The sequence below is a fragment of the Arthrobacter sp. B1I2 genome (assembly GCF_030816485.1).
Lineage (GTDB): Bacteria > Actinomycetota > Actinomycetes > Actinomycetales > Micrococcaceae > Arthrobacter.
The window spans coordinates 1994653-2012420 of record NZ_JAUSYC010000001.1; the positions used below are offsets into that span (position 1 = coordinate 1994653).

The 17768-nt window shown below is 67.7% G+C and carries 19 protein-coding genes; 5 read left to right on the top strand and 14 right to left on the bottom strand.

Translation table 11 applies throughout. The annotated features are described in order from the left end of the window. The first annotated feature begins 65 nt into the window (after window positions 1-65). Genes acsA through QFZ57_RS09280 form a run of 5 tightly spaced genes read left to right on the top strand, consistent with a single transcriptional unit; the run spans window position 66 to window position 5640 of the window. Window positions 66-1907: an acetate--CoA ligase gene (gene acsA / locus QFZ57_RS09260; protein ID WP_306899692.1), complete on the top strand. Its 1842-nt coding sequence runs from the start codon at window positions 66-68 to the stop codon at window positions 1905-1907. Next, window positions 1904-2968 carry a pyruvate dehydrogenase (acetyl-transferring) E1 component subunit alpha gene (gene pdhA / locus QFZ57_RS09265; RefSeq protein ID WP_306899694.1) on the top strand — a complete coding sequence of 355 codons (1065 nt, stop codon included), beginning with the start codon at window positions 1904-1906 and terminating at the stop codon, window positions 2966-2968. Before acsA ends, pdhA begins: the two co-directional genes overlap by 4 nt. Further along, entirely contained in the window at window positions 2965-3969 is a 1005-nt protein-coding gene (locus QFZ57_RS09270; protein WP_306630142.1) for an alpha-ketoacid dehydrogenase subunit beta, read from the top strand. The genes pdhA and QFZ57_RS09270 overlap by 4 nt, the downstream gene beginning before the upstream one ends. Further along, window positions 3962-5401: a 2-oxo acid dehydrogenase subunit E2 gene (locus tag QFZ57_RS09275; RefSeq protein WP_306899696.1), complete on the top strand. Its 1440-nt coding sequence runs from the start codon at window positions 3962-3964 to the stop codon at window positions 5399-5401. The genes QFZ57_RS09270 and QFZ57_RS09275 overlap by 8 nt, the downstream gene beginning before the upstream one ends. Continuing rightward, a complete protein-coding gene (locus tag QFZ57_RS09280; protein ID WP_306899698.1) occupies window positions 5398-5640 on the top strand; it encodes an acyl carrier protein in 243 nt (80 codons plus the stop codon). Before QFZ57_RS09275 ends, QFZ57_RS09280 begins: the two co-directional genes overlap by 4 nt. Window positions 5641-5664: 24 nt before the next feature. On the opposite strand, the gene QFZ57_RS09285 is transcribed toward QFZ57_RS09280, so the two are convergent. From QFZ57_RS09285 to QFZ57_RS09350, 14 genes are all read right to left on the bottom strand, one after another. Further along, window positions 5665-6954, bottom strand: a complete 1290-nt coding sequence (locus tag QFZ57_RS09285) for an ArsB/NhaD family transporter (RefSeq protein WP_306899702.1) — start codon at window positions 6952-6954, stop codon at window positions 5665-5667. Continuing rightward, window positions 6951-7439 carry a hypothetical protein gene (locus QFZ57_RS09290; protein ID WP_306630148.1) on the bottom strand — a complete coding sequence of 163 codons (489 nt, stop codon included), beginning with the start codon at window positions 7437-7439 and terminating at the stop codon, window positions 6951-6953. Before QFZ57_RS09290 ends, QFZ57_RS09285 begins: the two co-directional genes overlap by 4 nt. Before the next feature lie 276 nt (window positions 7440-7715). Further along, window positions 7716-9134, bottom strand: coding sequence for an amino acid permease (locus QFZ57_RS09295; protein ID WP_306899704.1), 1419 nt, complete (start codon window positions 9132-9134; stop codon window positions 7716-7718). Then, the gene (locus QFZ57_RS09300) at window positions 9127-10323 is read right to left on the bottom strand and encodes a cation:proton antiporter domain-containing protein (protein WP_306899708.1); all 1197 of its coding nucleotides are present in this window, start codon (window positions 10321-10323) and stop codon (window positions 9127-9129) included. The genes QFZ57_RS09295 and QFZ57_RS09300 overlap by 8 nt, the downstream gene beginning before the upstream one ends. 9 nt (window positions 10324-10332) lie before the next feature. Continuing rightward, window positions 10333-11445 carry an FAD-dependent monooxygenase gene (locus QFZ57_RS09305; RefSeq protein ID WP_306899710.1) on the bottom strand — a complete coding sequence of 371 codons (1113 nt, stop codon included), beginning with the start codon at window positions 11443-11445 and terminating at the stop codon, window positions 10333-10335. Between the two features lie 29 nt (window positions 11446-11474). After that, the gene (locus QFZ57_RS09310; RefSeq protein WP_306630153.1) at window positions 11475-12167 is read right to left on the bottom strand and encodes a potassium channel family protein; all 693 of its coding nucleotides are present in this window, start codon (window positions 12165-12167) and stop codon (window positions 11475-11477) included. Further along, window positions 12160-13506, bottom strand: coding sequence for a TrkH family potassium uptake protein (locus tag QFZ57_RS09315; protein WP_306632472.1), 1347 nt, complete (start codon window positions 13504-13506; stop codon window positions 12160-12162). The genes QFZ57_RS09310 and QFZ57_RS09315 overlap by 8 nt, the downstream gene beginning before the upstream one ends. A 215-nt stretch (window positions 13507-13721) precedes the next feature. Next, window positions 13722-15122: an MBL fold metallo-hydrolase gene (locus QFZ57_RS09320; protein WP_306899715.1), complete on the bottom strand. Its 1401-nt coding sequence runs from the start codon at window positions 15120-15122 to the stop codon at window positions 13722-13724. Between the two features lie 110 nt (window positions 15123-15232). Further along, the gene (gene trxA, locus QFZ57_RS09325; RefSeq protein ID WP_306899717.1) at window positions 15233-15595 is read right to left on the bottom strand and encodes a thioredoxin; all 363 of its coding nucleotides are present in this window, start codon (window positions 15593-15595) and stop codon (window positions 15233-15235) included. 65 nt (window positions 15596-15660) lie between these two features. Continuing rightward, window positions 15661-15957, bottom strand: a complete 297-nt coding sequence (locus QFZ57_RS09330) for a rhodanese-like domain-containing protein (protein WP_306899720.1) — start codon at window positions 15955-15957, stop codon at window positions 15661-15663. A gap of 50 nt (window positions 15958-16007) precedes the next feature. Then, window positions 16008-16349, bottom strand: coding sequence for a rhodanese-like domain-containing protein (locus QFZ57_RS09335; protein ID WP_306899722.1), 342 nt, complete (start codon window positions 16347-16349; stop codon window positions 16008-16010). Window positions 16350-16378: 29 nt separating this feature from the next. After that, on the bottom strand, window positions 16379-16801 hold the full coding sequence (locus QFZ57_RS09340; RefSeq protein ID WP_306899724.1) for a sulfite exporter TauE/SafE family protein: 423 nt from the start codon (window positions 16799-16801) through the stop codon (window positions 16379-16381). Further along, window positions 16782-17138 (bottom strand): sulfite exporter TauE/SafE family protein, encoded by a 357-nt coding sequence (locus QFZ57_RS09345; RefSeq protein WP_306899726.1) that lies wholly within the window; start codon window positions 17136-17138, stop codon window positions 16782-16784. The genes QFZ57_RS09340 and QFZ57_RS09345 overlap by 20 nt, the downstream gene beginning before the upstream one ends. Next, window positions 17135-17755: a rhodanese-like domain-containing protein gene (locus QFZ57_RS09350; protein WP_306899728.1), complete on the bottom strand. Its 621-nt coding sequence runs from the start codon at window positions 17753-17755 to the stop codon at window positions 17135-17137. The genes QFZ57_RS09345 and QFZ57_RS09350 overlap by 4 nt, the downstream gene beginning before the upstream one ends. Window positions 17756-17768: the final 13 nt, after the last annotated feature.

A 17768-nucleotide genomic window follows, 5' to 3' on the forward strand; every position in this document is an offset into this window, starting at 1 on the left:
CACCCGCACCGCCAGAGGACATTCCAGCCCACTACCAAAGGACCATGATGGACCAGAGGAGCACCATGACCACCGGAGTTGCGGGCTCCACGCGCTGGCATGCCATCACCAAGGACGTGGCCGCCTTCCCGGTGCAGCCCAACCTGCTGGATTATGACGCCACCCGGCGGGACTTCAGCTGGGACCAGGCGCGGCAGGCGCTGGCCGGACTGCCCGGCGGGCGGGGGCTGAACATCGCCTACGAGGCCGTGGACCGCCATGTGGCGGAAGGCCGCGGCGGCAAGGAAGCCCTGCGCTTTGTCCGGGCCGACGGCGGCACCCGGTCCCTGAGCTACGCGGACCTTGCCAGCCAGAGCAGCAGGTTCGCCGCCATGCTCAAGAGCCTCGGAGTGGGGCGCGGCGAGCGGGTCTTCTCACTCCTGGGCCGCAGGCCCGAGCTGTACGTCGCCGTGCTGGGCACCTTCAAGAACGGCAGCGTCTTCTGCCCGCTCTTCTCCGCCTTCGGCCCCGAACCGGTCCGGCAGCGGCTGCACCTCGGAACCGGCCGGGTGCTGGTGACCACCAGGGCGCTGTACCGCAAAAAGGTGGCTCCTGTGCGGGACTCCCTTCCCGAACTCCGCCACGTACTGCTGGTGGACGCGGACGGCAATCCCGAACCGGGCACCCTGGATTTGGCCGGACTCCTGTCGCAGGCCCCGCAGCCGGGCCACGACATCGCGGACACCCAGCCCGAGGATATGGCCCTGCTGCACTTCACCAGCGGAACCACCGGCACACCGAAGGGCGCCATCCACGTCCACGACGCCGTCGCCGCCCACTACGCCACCGGCCGCTTCGCGCTGGACCTGCACCCTGAAGACATCTACTGGTGCACCGCGGACCCAGGCTGGGTGACCGGCACGTCCTACGGCATCATCGCGCCGCTGGTGCACGGGGTCACCGCCATCGTGGACGAGGAGGAGCTGGACGCGGACCGCTGGTACCGGATCCTTGCCGGCCAGCGGGTCACGGTCTGGTACACCGCCCCCACGGCACTGCGGATGCTCATGAAAGCCGGCGCAGAACGTGCCGCCGGCCACGACCTCTCCGCGCTGCGCTTCATCGCCAGCGTGGGGGAGCCGCTGAACCCGGAGGCCGTGGTGTGGGGCCAGGACGTCCTGGGACTGCCGGTGCACGACAACTGGTGGCAGACCGAGACCGGCGGGATCATGATTGCCAACTACCCCGCCATGGATATCCGTCCCGGCTCCATGGGCCGGCCGCTCCCCGGGATCGAGGCGGCCCTGGTGGCACGGGATGCCGACGGCAATCCCGTCCTCAAGGACGGCCAGGCGGTCCTGGTCACCGAGCCGGACGCCATGGGAGAGCTGGCGCTGCGCCCCGGCTGGCCGTCCATGTTCCGCGGGTACCTCCACGAGGACGAGCGTTACCGGCGCTGCTTCGCGGGCGGCTGGTACCTCACCGGTGACCTGGCAAAGCGCGACGGCGACGGCTACTTCTGGTTCGTTGGCCGCGGCGACGACGTGATCAAGTCCTCCGGCCACCTGATCGGTCCCTTCGAAGTGGAGAGCTGCCTGATGGAGCATCCGGCAGTGGCCGAAGCCGGCGTGATCGGGGTGCCCGACCCCGTGGCCGGGGAAGTGGTCAAGGCGTTCGTGGAACTCAAGCCGGGCAACGAACCGAGCGAGGCCCTGCAGCTGGAGATCATCGGCTTCGCCCGGAAACGGCTCGGCGCAGCGGTGGCACCCCGGCTGCTGGACTTCACTACCAGCCTGCCCAAGACGCGCAGCGGCAAGATCCTCCGCCGGCTCCTCAAGTCCCGTGAACTCGGACTGCCGGAAGGCGATACGTCAACGCTTGAATCCCCGGCAGGGCCTGCACTTGGCAGCCACAAGGACCGGCCATGAGCAGCCTCCGGAACCAGGGCATACCCGACGCGGAGCACGCACTGCACCTCCTGCGGCAGATGCTGCGGGTCCGCCGGCTCGAGGAAAAGTGCATCGAGCTCTACAGCGCCGCCAAGATCCGTGGATTCCTGCACGTCTACATCGGCGAGGAGGCCGTGGCCGCCGGGGTGATGGAAACCCTGGCGCCGGATGACGCGGTGGTGGCCACCTACCGGGAACACGGCCATGCCCTCCTGCGCGGCGTCTCCGCAGGGGCCATCCTGGCCGAGATGTACGGCCACGCCGAGGGCTGTTGCCGGGGCCGCGGCGGTTCCATGCATCTCTTCGACGCGGCCACCCGCTTCTACGGCGGAAACGCGATCGTGGCAGGCGGGCTGCCGCTCGCCGTCGGCCTGGCGCTCGCGGACCGGATGGCAGGGCGCCAGCGGGTGACCGTCTGCTTCTTCGGCGAAGGCGCGGTGGCCGAAGGCGAGTTCCACGAAAGCATGAACCTGGCCGCGCTGTGGCAGCTGCCCGTGCTCTTCTGCTGCGAAAACAACCTCTACGCCATGGGAACCGCGCTGGGCCGCTCCGAATCGCAGCCGGACATTGCCCTCAAGGCCGCCGGCTACGAGATCTCCGCGTGGGCCGTGGACGGCATGGACGTGCTCGCCGTGGAGGAGGCAGCCCGGCGCGCCGTGGACGCCGTGCGGTCCGGCGGCGGACCGCACTTCCTGGAGCTGCGCACCTACCGGTTCCGTGCCCACTCCATGTTCGATCCCGAACTGTACCGGGAGAAATCCGAGGTGGTCCGGTGGATGGAGCGGGACCCCATCAGCCTGCTGCAGGGCGTCATGCAGGCGGCGGGCGAGCTGCCGGCGGAGGAGTGGGACAGGCTCAAGGCGGACGTGGACTCGGAAATCAGCACCGCCGTCGGATTCGCCGAGAACGGCACGCCGGAACCGGTGTCCGAACTGACCCGCTTCGTCTACAGCGACCGGCCAGATGACGGTGGCTACACGGGCGCTGGCGGCACGCCGGAGCCGGATACGACAGCAGGGAAAGGCGGGGCCGCAGGATGAAAACCACCTACCGGGAAGCCATGCGTGCGGGCCTCCGCGATGCAATGCAGCGCGACGAACGGGTGTTCCTCATGGGCGAGGACGTGGGTCGGTACGGCGGCAGCTTCGCCGTCAGCCTGGGCCTGCTGGAGGAATTCGGGCCGGAGCGGATCCGCGATACGCCGCTGTCCGAATCCGGGTTCGTTGGCGCGGGGATCGGGGCGGCGCTGGGCGGGATGCGGCCCGTCGTGGAGATCATGACCGTCAACTTCAGCTTGCTGGCGCTGGACCAGATCATCAACAACGCCGCCACCCTCCTGCACATGTCGGGCGGCCAGTTCAACGTGCCCATCGTCATCCGGATGACCACCGGTGCGGGCAGGCAGCTTGGCGCGCAGCATTCGCACAGCCTGGAGGGCTGGTACGCCCACATCCCCGGCCTGCGCATCCTTGCCCCCGCCACCCTGGCCGATGCCCGCGGCATGCTCTGGACGGCGCTCCAGGACCCGGACCCGGTGCTGATTTTCGAGCACGGCTCCCTGTACAACATGGCCGGGGAGCTCGACGACGACGCCGGCGCCGTGGACATCGACAAGGCAGCGGTCCGGCGGCAGGCGGACGGCCAGGGGCACCGAAACGGGGACACCCTGACCCTCATCACGTACGGCGGCACCCTGCCCATGGTGCTGGACGCCGCGGACCAGCTGGCCGGGGAGGGCATCGACACGGACGTGATCGACCTTCGCACCCTCCGCCCGCTGGACGCACACACGGTCCTGGACAGCGTGGCCAGGACGCACCGGGCGGTGGTGGTGGACGAGGGCTGGCGCAGCGGCAGCATCTCCGCCGAGATCTCGGCCAGAATCTGTGAGCAGGCCTTCTTCGATCTCGACGCCCCCGTGGAACGGGTGTGCAGCCTGGAGGTCCCCATCCCGTACGCCAAGCACCTGGAGGAGGCCGCGCTGCCGTCGGTGGAGCGGGTCATGGCCGCCGCGCGAAGGGCTGTGGGGGCCGATGGCTGAGTTCCGGATGCCGTCCCTGGGCGCGGACATGGAGCACGGCAAGGTGGTGGAGTGGCTGGTCAAGCCGGGGGACTACGTCCACAAGGGCGACCTGGTGGCGGCCGTGGACACGGACAAGACCGTCATGGACATCGAGTCGTTCCAGGAAGGCGTGGTGGCCGAGTTCCTGGTTGACATCGGCGACACCGTGCAGGTGGGCACGCCCATCGCCCGGATCACTGCCACGCCCGCAGAGCTCCCGCCCTCCCCACCCCCGCCCACTTCCGGCGCGGCTTCCACCCACGCGCGGTCACCTGTGACGCCCCCTGAGCCAACGCCCGCCCACCCCGTCCCGCCGCCCGTCCGCCACCTGGCGCACACACTGGGGGTCGACGTCGGACGCATCAGTGGCAGCGGCACGAACGGCGAGGTGACCAGGGACGACGTCGAACGCGCCGCAGCAGCGTCCGCCGCCGACGCCGGGCCCGCCCGGGCAGCGGCAACGGAAGTCCCGCCGGAACCCGCGGAGGGCGCGGGCCGCCGGGTGCGGTCGTCACCGCTGGCCCGGCGGCTCGCTGCAGAGCTTGGCGTCGACCTGCCCGGCATTGCGGGGACGGGCCCTGGCGGCGCCGTGACGGAGGAGGACGTCCTGGCCGCTGTCCCGCCCCGGGGACCCCGGGCGGAGACGACGGCGGAAGCACCGCCGTCGGCAGCCCAACCGCCGGAACCGCCGCACGAAGCCGTTGAGGAGGCACCTAGGCAGAAACGGCCGACGGCGGCCGGCACCAAGGCGGAAAGCCTGCGGCAGGCGGTTGGCGCGCTGATGTCCCGCTCCAAGAAGGAGATCCCGCACTATTACCTGTCCACCACCCTGGACCTGGCGGCGGCCATGGCGTGGATGCAGGCGGCGAACCAGCAGCGGCCGGTCTCGGCGCGGCTGGTGCCGTCCGCGCTGCTGCTGAAGGCGACCGCGCTCGCGGCGAAGGAGGTGCCGGACATGAACGGTTTCTTCACCAAAGGCGCGTTCCATCCCAGCAGTGAGGTGCACCTGGGTGTGGCGGTGGCCCTGCGGCACGGCGGGCTGGTGGCACCCGCCCTGCACGACGCCGACACACTCAGCCTGGATGACCTCATGGTCCAGCTGCGCGACCTGGTCAGCCGCGCCCGCGCCGGCCGGCTGCAGCGCGCCGAGATGGCCGATCCCACCATCACCGTCACCAACCTGGGCGATCTCGGCGTCGAAAGCGTGTACGGGGTGATTTACCCGCCGCAGGTGGCCATGGTGGGGTTCGGCAAGGTCCTGGAGCAGCCGTGGGCACACAACGGGATGCTGGGAATCCGGCACGCCGCCACCGCCACGTTGTCCGCGGACCACCGGGTGAGTGACGGGCTGCGCGGCGGGCGTTTCCTGGCGCGCATTGACGAACTGCTGCAGAAACCGGAGGAGCTGTGAACCAACAGGACGCGCGACAGGCAGTGGAGACGGCGATCGGGAAGGTGGCGCCCGACGTCGAACCTGGAGACCTGGAAGGCGGCGCGAGGCTGCGCCAGGACCTGGAGCTGGACTCGCTGGATTTCCTTCACGTGGTGGAGGTCATTGCAGAGTCCACGGGCGTGGATATCCCGGAGGCCGACTACCCGGCGGTGGCAACCGTGGACGGGCTGGTCAACTACCTTGCCGCGCGTGGCTGAAGCGGCTGCATGCACGGCCTGGAATCAGAACATGTAGTAGCGGAAATACAGGTAGGGCATGCAGATCCCAATGGTGACCGCGGTGACAACCAACCCGTACTTGGTGAACGTCCAGAAGGAAATCGGGTGGTCGTACCGTTTCGCTATGCCAATGACCACCACGTTGGCGCTGGCGCCTACAGCGGTGGCGTTGCCGCCCAGGTCCGCGCCCAGTGCCAGGGCCCACCAAAGGGGCCTGGCCGGATCGCCACCTGCCTCCACCAGGCTTTGTGTGATGGGGGCCAGCGTGGCCACATAGGGAATGTTGTCAATGATGCCCGACACCACCGCTGAACCTCCCAGCAACGCCAGGGCGGCCACATCGTACTGCTCCCCGATCAGGCCTGCCATGGACTCACCCACAGCCTCGACCACCCCCAGGTTGACCAGCGAACCCACCATGATGAACAGGCCGGCGAAGAACAACAGCGTTTCCCATTCGACGTCGGCGAACACCTTTCGCGGCTCAAGGCGGGCCAGCAGGACCAACAAACCCGCTCCCAGCATCGCCACCACGGATGGTGCCAGGCCCAGCAGCGGGCGGGCAACAAAGCCGGCAAGCACCAGTCCCACCACCAGCAGCGACTTGATCAGCAACGGCTTTTCGCCCAGGGCCTCCTTTTCATTCAGCGCCATGACGCGTGCGGCCCGGTCCGGGTGGAAACGGAACGCCGAGCGGAACATGACCCGGCACAGCCCGATGAAAACCACCAGGAGGACCGCGACTATCGGCGCGAGGTTGATGATGAAATCGTTGAAGGTCAGGGCGCCGCGGCTGGCGATGATGATGTTTGGCGGGTCGCCGATGAGGGTGGATGTGCCGCCAATGTTGCTTGCCATCACTTCCGCGATCAGGAAGGGGACCGGCGGCGCCGCGAGCCGCTCGCAGACCAGGAGCGTGACCGGGGCGGTTAATAGGACGGTGGTTACGTTGTCCAGGAACGCCGAGAGCACGGCGGTGATCACTACCAGGATCACCATGATCCGGAACGGATAGCCCCGGGCCTTTTTCGCTGCCCAGATGGCGAGGAACTCGAAGAGGCCGGTCTGCCGGATGATGCCCACGATCATCATCATGGCCAGCAGAAGGAAGATGACATTCCAGTCGATCCCGCTCTCGGGGGAAAAGAACATCCCAGCGTCGTTCGTGGCGCCGATCAGGACCATCGCGGCGGCTCCGCCCAGGGCCGTGGTCAGCCGCGGAATCTTTTCAGTGGCGATGAGTACGTAGGCTGCCACGAAGATGGCGAGCGCAAGGACCACCTGGACGGTCACTGCCCTGCAACTCCGGACCCGGCACCGCCGGCAGTGGCCAGGACGGCGTTGATGACGGCGGGAAGCGTGATGAACATCGGCGCGTCCGGGGGCGAATCACGGATGAGCGCAATCTGGGTCCTGGCGTCCACCATGCGTGCCGCGATCTCCACCAGGGTGGCGTCGGACTCGACGGAAAGGATCTTGTGGATGGCCACCCCCTCATCGTCAAGCATTTCGCCAACGCTCCGGTCCGAAATGTGCTCCCACACCTCACCGGCCGCGTCCTCGTCGAAGACGGCTGCCAGCGAGACGTCATCGAGAAGGTATCCCGGGATCATGAGCCGCAGCACATCCACCGCGGAAACGATCGCCGTGGGTATGCCGCGCCTGTTCGCTATGACAAGCCCCACCAGTCCGCTGTCCGCAATCAAACGGCCGGCCTCCACCGCTGTGGTTTCGCGGCGGACCACTGGCAGGGAAACTTGCAGGTCCACGGCACGCACGGCAACTCCTTGGAACTCGCGAGGGACAAACGAAAGTAAACCCGGGACCCCATCCAACCACTACTTGGCGATGCTGCGAAGGATCTGGCGGGCCACCTGCGAATGGATGCCCGTCTGCGCCGTGAGGAGGTCTGCGGCGAGCACTTTTCCGGGGGAACCGGCGACGGCGGCGCGGGCACCGCCGTCGCCGTCGCCGTCATGCGGGAGACCCGGGTGCCAGACGGCACACGCACGCGGCCCGCCGGGACGTCATCAAGGGCTGCCAGGGCCACCCGCTCAGCCCCGCCCTGTGGGCCTGGCTGCATGAAGCCCTTGCGGCTTCCCGGCCCGGACCCACATCCAGTAGAAGATCCCCGCCACCACCAAAGAGGCTGCGACGCTGAACAATGGAAGTCCGCGCAGGAGATTCACGACGAGCGTGAACGCGACGATCAGGACACCGGCACAGTTCATGAGCAGATACCCGCGGCGGCCCTCACGTTTCGAAAAGACCGCCATCGATGCGAGGCCCGCGAGGAAGCTCAGGAAGACCGCAACCGCGTAAAACAACACCAGCGTCTGCTCGTTTCCGCCCGCGGCTGCGGCCAGGACCACCGCGAGGACCGCGAACAGCAGTGTGCCCCAATAAGGGGAGTGGCGTGAATTCGTCAGCCCGAGCACTGCGGGAAGAGCACCGACGTCATCCTCCGTCCCGTCCCCTTTCCGGGCCAGGGCTTTCAAGAGCCCCGGGCCGGCCTGGAACGAGGAGGACGCGGCGGAGAGCAACAGCAGTCCAGTCACCAGCTGGAAGACGGCGAACATCGCGGGCGGGGAGGAGCGCCGGGCCAGCTCCGCGATCATTGTGGTCTCGCCCTCCGGAAGCCCTATTCGCAGGTTTGCCACCTCGGCCGCCAGACCCATCGTCAGGACCCCCACAATGCCAAGCATCATCCACAGGGTCAGCTTGCCGAAGCGGCGCCGCCCGTCGTCGTCCAGCTCGTCGAGCTCCGCGATCGCCGTGGACGGCGCCTCCACACCGGTGGCGAGGGCCATCGCCACCGGGAAGGCAAGCACTACCGGCACGATGCCCGCCGGCCCGCCGCCGGCTGCCCCGCCACCGGCCCCCGCAGCCGGTCCCGGGCCGTCAGGAGCTGCAAAAAGACCAAACGTCAGGACCATGATGGCGGACGCAACGAACGCCAGGGTCAGACCAGCGAAAACCAGCCGGCCCAGGTGCCCGAGCAAGGTCACGCAGGCCACCAGGCAGACGAGTCCGACGGCGATCAGGGTGCGCCACGGTGCCAGGAAAGGGAAGAGCGCGATCGCAGCAGAGGCCGAGGCGGCGACGCTGATGGCGATGGTGAGGGTGAAGTCCACCACCAGTGCCCCCACCGGCAGGAACGCCCACCCCTCTCCGAAGGCTTCGGCGGTGGCCGCAGGCGCGCCGCCGCCCCTGGGATACCGCGCGACGATTTGCCGGTAATTCAGGACAACCAGGGCGATGATCCCCACCACCAGGCCCATGGTGGCGAGCAGCAAACCCAAGTCGTTGTTCAGGGCCCGCGCCGCTGCCTCCACTGCGTAGGCAACCGAGGACACCGGATCCGCCATCACCGCGAAGGCGAACCCCACCAGAAGAACAGCCCGCGACCGCACCGCCCGCGGGCTTCCGTTCCTGCCCCCGGCCACGGGCGGGCGCCCCACCCTTTCATGCATGTTTCGCCCGTTGTGCCGTATCCGGCGGCCGTGCAGCGAACTGGCGGGCTATGAGAACGTCGGTGGAAGAGTGCGACAGGATGGAGAGCACGATCACCAGGGCTACCAGGTGGTAGATCTCATCCGCGCGGGCGATTCCGGATTCCAGGATGATCAAGCCGTACACCACTGAGGCGAACCCTTTAGGCCCGAACCACATGGCGGCCGCCTGCTCGCGGATACTCAACTTGGCCCCGAGGAAGGACACCAGGAGGGCCAGCGGCCTGGCAATGAGCAGCGCCAGGAGGGCGAAGATCCAACCGGCCAAGGGGATCTCCCGGAAGAGGAAGGCCGGGGTGATCAAGGCACCGAAGACCATGATGGCTGCCAGTTTGAGCAGTTCGGTGACCAGTTCACCGAACTGCTCAAACTCGTGCCGGAGTCCCCGGCCAAGGGTAGCCACCGTTATGCCGGCAGCGAATGCCCCCAGGAAGAGGTTGGCGTGGCCCGCCTGGCAAATGGCAAACACCAGGATTCCGATGGATACCGCCAGGAGCGGCTGCAACGACGTTGTGGCCTGCAGCCAGGAAAGCCGTTCGAGTGCAAGGACGACCGCCGGCACCACTACGCCGACCACGATGCCCAGGACAATTTCGAACAGCAGCTGCTCACCGTGGGCTTCGCTGCCGCCGGCGGCGGCCAGCAGGATGAGAACGATGGGCAGGGCCAGGCCGTCATTGACGCCGGATTCAACGTTGAGGAGGTGCCTGAGCCTGCCCGGCACCTCTTCCCGGCCCACAATCGCGGCCGCAAACACCGGGTCAGTAGGGGCCAGGATGGCCCCCAGGAGGAAGGATTCCAGCCAGGGCAGCCCGGCCACGGCGTGGGCAAACACTGCGGTCAGGGCGAGGGTTAGCGGCAGTCCCAGCAGCAGGGCCCGGCCGGGCAGGCGCCAGGCGGAGCGCAGGTCACCGAAACCAACGCGCATCCCATCCGTGAAGAGGACCGAAAACAGTGCCAGCTGGGCCAGGCCTCCGACAATCGGGTCGTCCGCGGAGACCGCGATGAAGCCCAGGGCGCCGGGTCCCAGCAGGAACCCGCCCACCAGGAAGAGCACGGCCGTGGACAGCACCGTCCGGTGGGCGCGCTCGGAAATGAGCACCCCAATCAGCAGCAGGGCGGCGAAGGACAGAAGCAGCGCGGTTTCCATGAATCATCATCAGCCTGGGAGCAGCCGGGCGGTGAGGTTGCGGGCGGTGAGACCGGCTCGGGTGGCAGGGACGAGTATGGCGGCTCCGAGGCGGTAGCCACGCTGCCGGGCATTGACGGCCCTGCGGTGGCGGGATTCGTAACGCCGCAGCGCCAGCGCCGGGTCGCCGGGAGCGGCTGACAACTCCTCCGCCAGCGTGGCTGCGCCAACCATGGCCAGGCTGGATCCGTCCCCGAACAAGGACACGCACGAGGCGGCATCAGCCAGCAGGGCCACACGCCCGCGCGACCAGCCCGGCAGCCGCACCCGGCTGACGGCGTCGAAATAAAGGTCTTGGGCGCCGCGCACCTGGTCGGGCAGGTCAGGTAACTCCGGCACAGGCCAAACGTATCGGGTGTATGCACCTGCGACTATCCGCCGTTGGGCCTCGGGATCGCGGTACTCGGCGCCGGGATGCTTCGGTCCCCGAAAAATGAATCCCGCACCGGCAGTTCCGCGGACGGGATGAATGGTCAGGGACAAGCCGGGCTGGTTGTACATGAGGACCGTAGTGGGGTCGGCGGCCGGCTGCCCGAGGGAGAGCGTGGCAATGTACAGGCCAAGCGGGCGGACATAGTCTGCCTCCGGGCCGAAGGCCAGGCCGCGGACGGTCGAGTGCAGTCCGTCGGCGCCCACCACCAGGTGGAACCGTCGCGGCGCTGAGTGTTCGAACGTAACGTCCACGCCCCCGTCATCCTGGTGCAGCGCGGTGATTGAATCGCCAAACAGGAACTCGGTGCCGTCCGCGGCTGCTTCGCAGAGGATCGCGGCGAGATCAGCCCGCGGCACCTCAACGTCGTCGCCGCGGGGGCGGCCCAGCCGCAATGGGCCGATCCTGTGCCCGGACTGGGTCACGAACGTAAGCCCCGGCGCCTGGGTGGCGGCTGCTTGCAGGCGGGGCAGGATGCCCATGCGCCGGGCGATCCCCGTGGCGTCGCCATGAACGTCCACCGGGTTGCCACTTGTACGCAAACCAACGGACCGTTCCACCACGGTCGGCGCGAACCCATTCCTCGCCAGCCAAAACGCCAGGGTGGGCCCGGCAATACCTGCCCCGCAGATCAGTACCGTCGGCTGTGCCACTCCTTCAGGGTAGTCCTCTGGTCGGCACGCTACACCAGGGTGCTAAAGCGCTCGGCCAGGTTCTTGGTGCCCTGCACAATGATCTGGTCGTCGTCGTACAGGACCGTCTGGGCCGTGGTGTGCTGCCAGGTTCCGCCGGGTCTCTTGACGGCCACGATGGTGATTCCGTACTGGTCCCGCAGCCCCAGTACGCCGAGGGGCCGGTTCCTGGCGTCCAGCGGCGGTTGGGTGCGGATCATGACGAAGTCGTCTTCAAATTCCACGTAGTCCAGGATGGAGCCCCGGACCAGGTGCGCAACCCTCCTGCCCATGTCATGCTCAGGCCGGATGACGTTTTCGACGCCGAGCTGCGCCAGGATTTCGGCGTGCGGTTCGCTGATGGCCTTGGCCCAGATCTGCGGGTGCTTGAACGTGAGCAGCCGGGATGTGGTGAGGATGCTGGCTTCCAGGTCGGTTCCGATGCCTACGACGGCGCGGTCGAATTCGTGCACGGAGAGTTGGCGCAGCACTTCCTCTTTGGTGGAGTCGGCCCGGACCACATGCGTCAGCCGGCCGTTGTAGGACTGGACGATTTCCTCATCACTGTCGATGCCCAGCACCTCCGTGCCCTGGGCTTCCAGCTCCAGCGCCAGGGCGCCCCCGAAGCGCCCCAGGCCAATGACGACGACGGAGTCCGCCTGTGCCACACGCCCGGCTTTCCGGATGAACATGTCCTTAGCCAATGAGGGGCCTTTCCTTGGGGTATTCGTACATTATGGGTTTGCTGCGTACAGCCAAGGCGGTGCCCAGCGTGACGGGGCCAAGCCGGCCGATGAACATCAGCAGGATCAGCACCACCTGGCCGGCAGGGGGCATGCCCGCGGTTATGCCCGTGGACATGCCCACCGTGGCGAACGCCGAGACTACCTCGAAGAGGATCCGTTCCTGGCCGAAATCGGTGATCAGCATCAGGAACATTGTGGCGGCGGTGACGACGGCGATGGCGAGAAGCACCACGGTGATGGCCTGCCGGTGCACGGCGCGGGAGAGCCGCTTGCCGAAGATGTTCACGGCGGTACCACCCTGCAGTTCGGTTGACAGGATAAAGAACAGGACGGCGAACGTGGTGATCTTCAGGCCGCCGGCGGTGCCGGCCGGCCCGGCGCCAATGAACATCAGGATGTCCATGCCCATCCAGGAGACCGGATGCATCTGGCCAACGTCGATGCTGTTGAAGCCCGCGGTGCGGGTGATGACGGACTGGAAGAACCCGCCCATGAGCCGCTCACCGGGGGTAAGCCCGCCAAGGGTGGCGGAATTGTTCCATTCCACCGCGGTGATGAATGCCGTGCCGAGGGCCAGGAGCAGCGCCGTGCCCACCAGTACAAGTTTGGTGTTCATGCTCCAGAAAACGGGCCGGCGGTACTGCCGCCGCAGCTCAAACAGGACCGGAAAGCCCAGGCCGCCAATGATCACGCCGGCAGCGATCGGCAGGCAGACCCACGGGTCACCGACAAAGCCCATCAGGTTGTCCGAGTAAAGCGCAAAGCCGGCGTTGTTGAACGCGGACACCGAGTGGAACACGCCGTGCCATACGGCCTCGCCGGGCGGATAGCCGTAGCCCACCAGGAAACGCAGTGTGAGGACCACCGTAAGCGTCCCCTCAACGGTAAGGGTGATCAGGAAGACGCCCAGCAGGACCCGGCGGACGTCGCCGAAACCGACGCTTTTGGTCTCGGCCGCGGCCAGCATCCGTGAGCGCAGACCCAGCCTGCGGGCGGCGAACACGCCCAGGAGCGTGCCGAATGACATGACGCCGAAGCCGCCGATCTGGATCAGTGCCAGAATCACCACCTGCCCAAAACCGGTCCAGAACACGGGCGTGTCCACCGTAATGAGTCCGGTGACGCAAACTGCGGAGGTGGCCGTGAACAGGGCCTCGAGCAGGGACGCGGCTCCCGGACCGGCCTTGGCCGCCGGCAGCATCAGGAGCCCTGTGCCGGCGGCGATGGCCAGTGCGAAGCCCAGGACAATCAGCTGCGCCGGGTGGCGGGGTGCCAAGCGGCGGACCAGTTTCGGCATCGAGCGCAGCCCTGCGCTGAAGTCCGCCAGGCGGTGGCTGGCTGGGGTGGGCCGTGACTTGCTTTTTCGGCGCCGCGTTGGGGTGCCACGCTGGTACGCCTTCAGATGCATAGCGGTCACCGTACCACCGCACCGCATTCGGTGCGTCTTTCGGTGGACGTACGGAAGCCCGGGCACGACGGGGGTCCTGCCCGGGCGGTCTTGGGGTGGGTTGTTTAGACGGCGGGGACGCTGTTCTGCCAGGCGGTCCAGGCGGCGTAGCTGCCGTCGAGTTCGACGACGTCGTACCCGGCACGGCGCAGGGCGCTGGCGGCTACGGAGTTCCGCACGCCTGACTGGCAGTAGGTCACGATGGTCCCTTCGGCGGGCAGCTCGTCGAGGTGCCACATGACGCGGCCGCCGCTGAGCTGGTACGAGCCCGGGATGTGCCCGGCGGTGTGCTCGGTCTTGTTGCGGACGTCCAGGACCATGGCGGCGTCGAACTTCTCAAGTTCCCCGGGCTGGATGAGCTTGGGGGTGAAGGTGGGCAGCCCCTCGATGCCCGTGACGTAACCGGCCACGTTGTCGATGCCTACGCGGACCAGGTGGTCCCACATGTCCTGGGCCTGTTCCTGGTCCTTGGCCAGGAGCACCAGCGGGTTCTTGTCCGTCTCCGGGTTGACCACCCAGGCGCCGTAGCTGGCCACGGACTTGCCGCCCGGGACGTTCAGGGACCGGGCCACGGTGCCTTGGTGGACTTCGGTGTTGGAGCGGGTATCGATGAAGGTCAGGGTGTCCTCCGCCAGGCCCCGGGCCACGACGGCGGCGTCCAGTTCCTGCAGCGGGTTGCGTTCGCCCATGACGGGCGGGCCTACCCGGTTTTCACGCTTCATTCGGCCGAAGTAAGCGTGCGCGTCGGGCTGGCCTTCCAGGAGTTCGTCGATGAAACCCTGCTCGTCATTTGCGGCAAGGTAGGGGCCCCACCAGGCGTAAAGGCGTTCGTAGCCCACCGTGGAGGACGGGATGGCACCGAGGGCCTTGCCGCAGGCGCTGCCGGCGCCGTGGGCGGGGTGGACCTGGACGTAGTCCGGGAGGGTGAGGAACTTGTCGTGCAGGCTGGCGAAGAGCTGCTTGGCGCCCTCGAAGCGGGTGTCGATGCCGCCGGCTGCCTCGTCCAGCAGGTCAGGCCGGCCCAGGTCGCCGGAGAAGACGAAATCCCCGGAGAGCAGGTAGCCGGGCTGGTCGCTAAAGGCGCCGTCGGTGACCAGGAAGGACAGGTGCTCCGGGGTGTGTCCGGGGGTGTGGACGGCCTTGATGCTGATGTTGCCGATGGTGATGGTGTCGCCGTCGTACAGCCGCTCGCCCTCGAATTCGTACTGCCAGTCCGGTCCGCCCTCGCCGGAGACGTAGACCTTGGCGCCGGTCGCTGCGGCGAGTTCGCGGGTGCCGGAGAGGTAGTCGGCGTGGATGTGGGTCTCGGTGACGGCAACGATCTTCATGCCGTTCTTTTCGGCCAGGTCCTGGTAGACCGCGATGTCCCGGCGGCCGTCGACAACAACGGCGGTGCCGTTGGCTTGGCAGCCGATCAGGTAGCTGGCCTGGGCCAGGTCTTCGTCGTAAATGCGCTCGATAAGCATGTGGGCTCTCCTTCAGAAAGGGGGTCTCTGATAACAAGTTTAGATACCCCTAGGGGTATAACGCAAGGGGACTGCCGCCAAGGTCATTTGGGTGCGGCGGCCCGGGCCGGTCAGGCGTGCTGGCGGCCGGCTTCGGCGCGCAGCTTGTCCATGTCCAGGCTTTTCACGGCCTGGATGACTTCCTCCAGGCCGGTGGCGTTGAGTGCCCCGGGCTGGGAGAAGACGAGGGTCTTGTCCTTGAAGGCCATCAGCGTGGGGATGGAGGTGATGTTCGCTGCGGCGGCGAGGGCCTGTTCGGCTTCGGTGTCCACCTTGGCGAAGGTGATGTCCGGGTGGTGTTCCGCGGCGGCGCCGTAGGTGGGGGCGAACATGCGGCAGGGGCCGCACCAGGCTGCCCAGAAATCGACGAAGACGATGTCGTTGTCCTCCAGGGTCTGGGCAAAGGATTGGTCGGTGATGTCGATGGTTGCCATGGTCTTTCGTGTCCTTTCGGGCCGGTGGTGATGGTTGCCCTGTGTCGTAAGGGCAGGGCGGGGGGCTAGGTGGTGGGGAGTCCGGCGCGGGTCCAGGCGGTCATGCCGCCGGCCATGGTGTCCGCTTTGTAGCCGGCGCCGTTGAGGGCATCGGCGACGGCGGCGCTGCGGTTGCCGCTGCGGCATACGGCGATCACGGGGACGGCCGGGTCCAGCTCGCCCAGGCGTGCCTGCAGTTGGCCCATGGGGATATGCAGGGCGCCGGGGATCATGCCGTCGGCGACTTCGAAGTCCTCGCGGACGTCGAGGATCCGGGCGGTGGAGCGGCGCTGGTCGGCTTCGATGATGGTGATTTCAGCCATGGTGGTTCTCCCTCGAAGTGGTTTTGGCTGGGTGTGGGCGTGTTGCTTGTCTAGCGGACGGGTTCGCCGGCCTGGCGCCAGGCGGTCATGCCGCCGCGCAGTGAGTAGGCGTCGTATCCCTTGGCGGCCAGGAGCCTGGCTGCTGACGCGGACCGCACCCCGGAAGCGCACACTGCGATCACAGGGCGGGTCTTCGGGATTGCCGCGGTACTGCCCTGGAGCCTGTCCAGGGGGACGTGCCTGGCCTGCGGCGCGCGGCCGGTCCGCCATTCATGGGCTGACCTGACGTCGATGAGCGTGGCCCCGGAACCCAGGAGTTCCTTGGCCTGCGTTACGGAGATTGTCTTGTAGGGCTTGCTGAAGGCCTTCTTGAGGGAGTCGATCAGTCCCATGGTGTTCTCCTTCGGTAACGGGGGCGGGGTCAGGCGGTGACCGTGCCGGCGGTGACCCATGCCGCGACGGCGAAGATGAGTACCGCGAATGAAATACGGATGTGTTTGTCCTGCAGGTGGCGGGCGAACCTTGCGGCGACCACCGATCCCACGATGGCCGGGATGGCGAACGCCAGGGTGGTGGCCCAGTCGATGGTGTAGCCGGCGGCGTGGGCGCTGAACCCGGCGGCGGAGTTGACCACGATGATGGCCAGGGATGTACCGACCGCCTGCTTCATGCGCAGGCCCAGGAAGATGGTCAGCGCTGGGGTGATGAGGAAGCCGCCGCCCACTCCAAGCAGCCCGGTGAGGAATCCGACGAGCAGGCCCACCGCCACGGCCTTGGGGGCGCAGGACCGGAAAGCCCGGTGCGGGCCCGTGCTGCAGGACCCCTCAGTTTCGCGGGTCTTCATGAGCATCCTGATACCTGCTGCCACCATGAGCACGGCCGAATGCCAGCATCAGGATGTTCGGGTCCAGCAGCTTGCCCACGGCAGCACCGGCCCAGGCCGCCGGGATTCCGGCGCCCCCCACCAGTGCGATCACGGGCCAGTTCAGGCCCTCGCGGATGCGGGGAAGCAAGGCCGCCAGCGAGGAAATGCCCACCACCAGCAGCGACGTGGGAATTGCCTGGGCCGGGCTCATGCCCACGCCGTACACCAGGGCCGGAACGGCGATGATGGACCCGCCGCCGCCGACTACGCCCAGTACGACGCCGACGACGAGCCCCAGTCCCAGGGCCGGGATCATGCCGCGGCGTCCTCGTCAGCCTGCTGCAGGGGGAGCTGCAGGATGGCACTTTCGCGGGTGGGCTCTTTGGCGGCCTTGTTCCACGGCATGGCCGAGAGTGCCTTGCCCATGGCGCAGGTGTTGGTTGCGGCGGAGAACGTCAGGCCGGTGCCAATGGCGCCGGCGAGCATGCGGACTTTGGGGGAGATGAACTTGCCCCCCATCAGGCCCAGCATGACCAGTGAGCCGGCGGCCAGGCGGACCTGGCGCTCCAGGTCCCAGCGGTCCTTGCCCTTGACCACGTCGCCGCCGGCAGCGGCGAAGCCGGGAACGCCGCCGGTCAGCACGTACGCAGTGTCAAGGCCGACGGTGGCCATGCGCTGGCGGGCCTGCTCGGCGCGCACGCCGGACTGGCAGACCAGGACCACGCGGGAGCCCAGCCGGGCGGCGAGCTCGTCTGTGTGCTCGGACAGCAGCGGCAGCGGCACGTTGTAGGAGCCGCGGATGTGCATGGATTCGAATTCGGCAGCGGAACGCACGTCGATGACCACGAGGTCCTGGTGTTCAGTGATCCAGGACTGGAGGGTTTCGGGGGCGAGTGCCGTAACGGCGACGCGGGCTTTGGAGGGGGAAGTCATAAGTGGCCTCTCG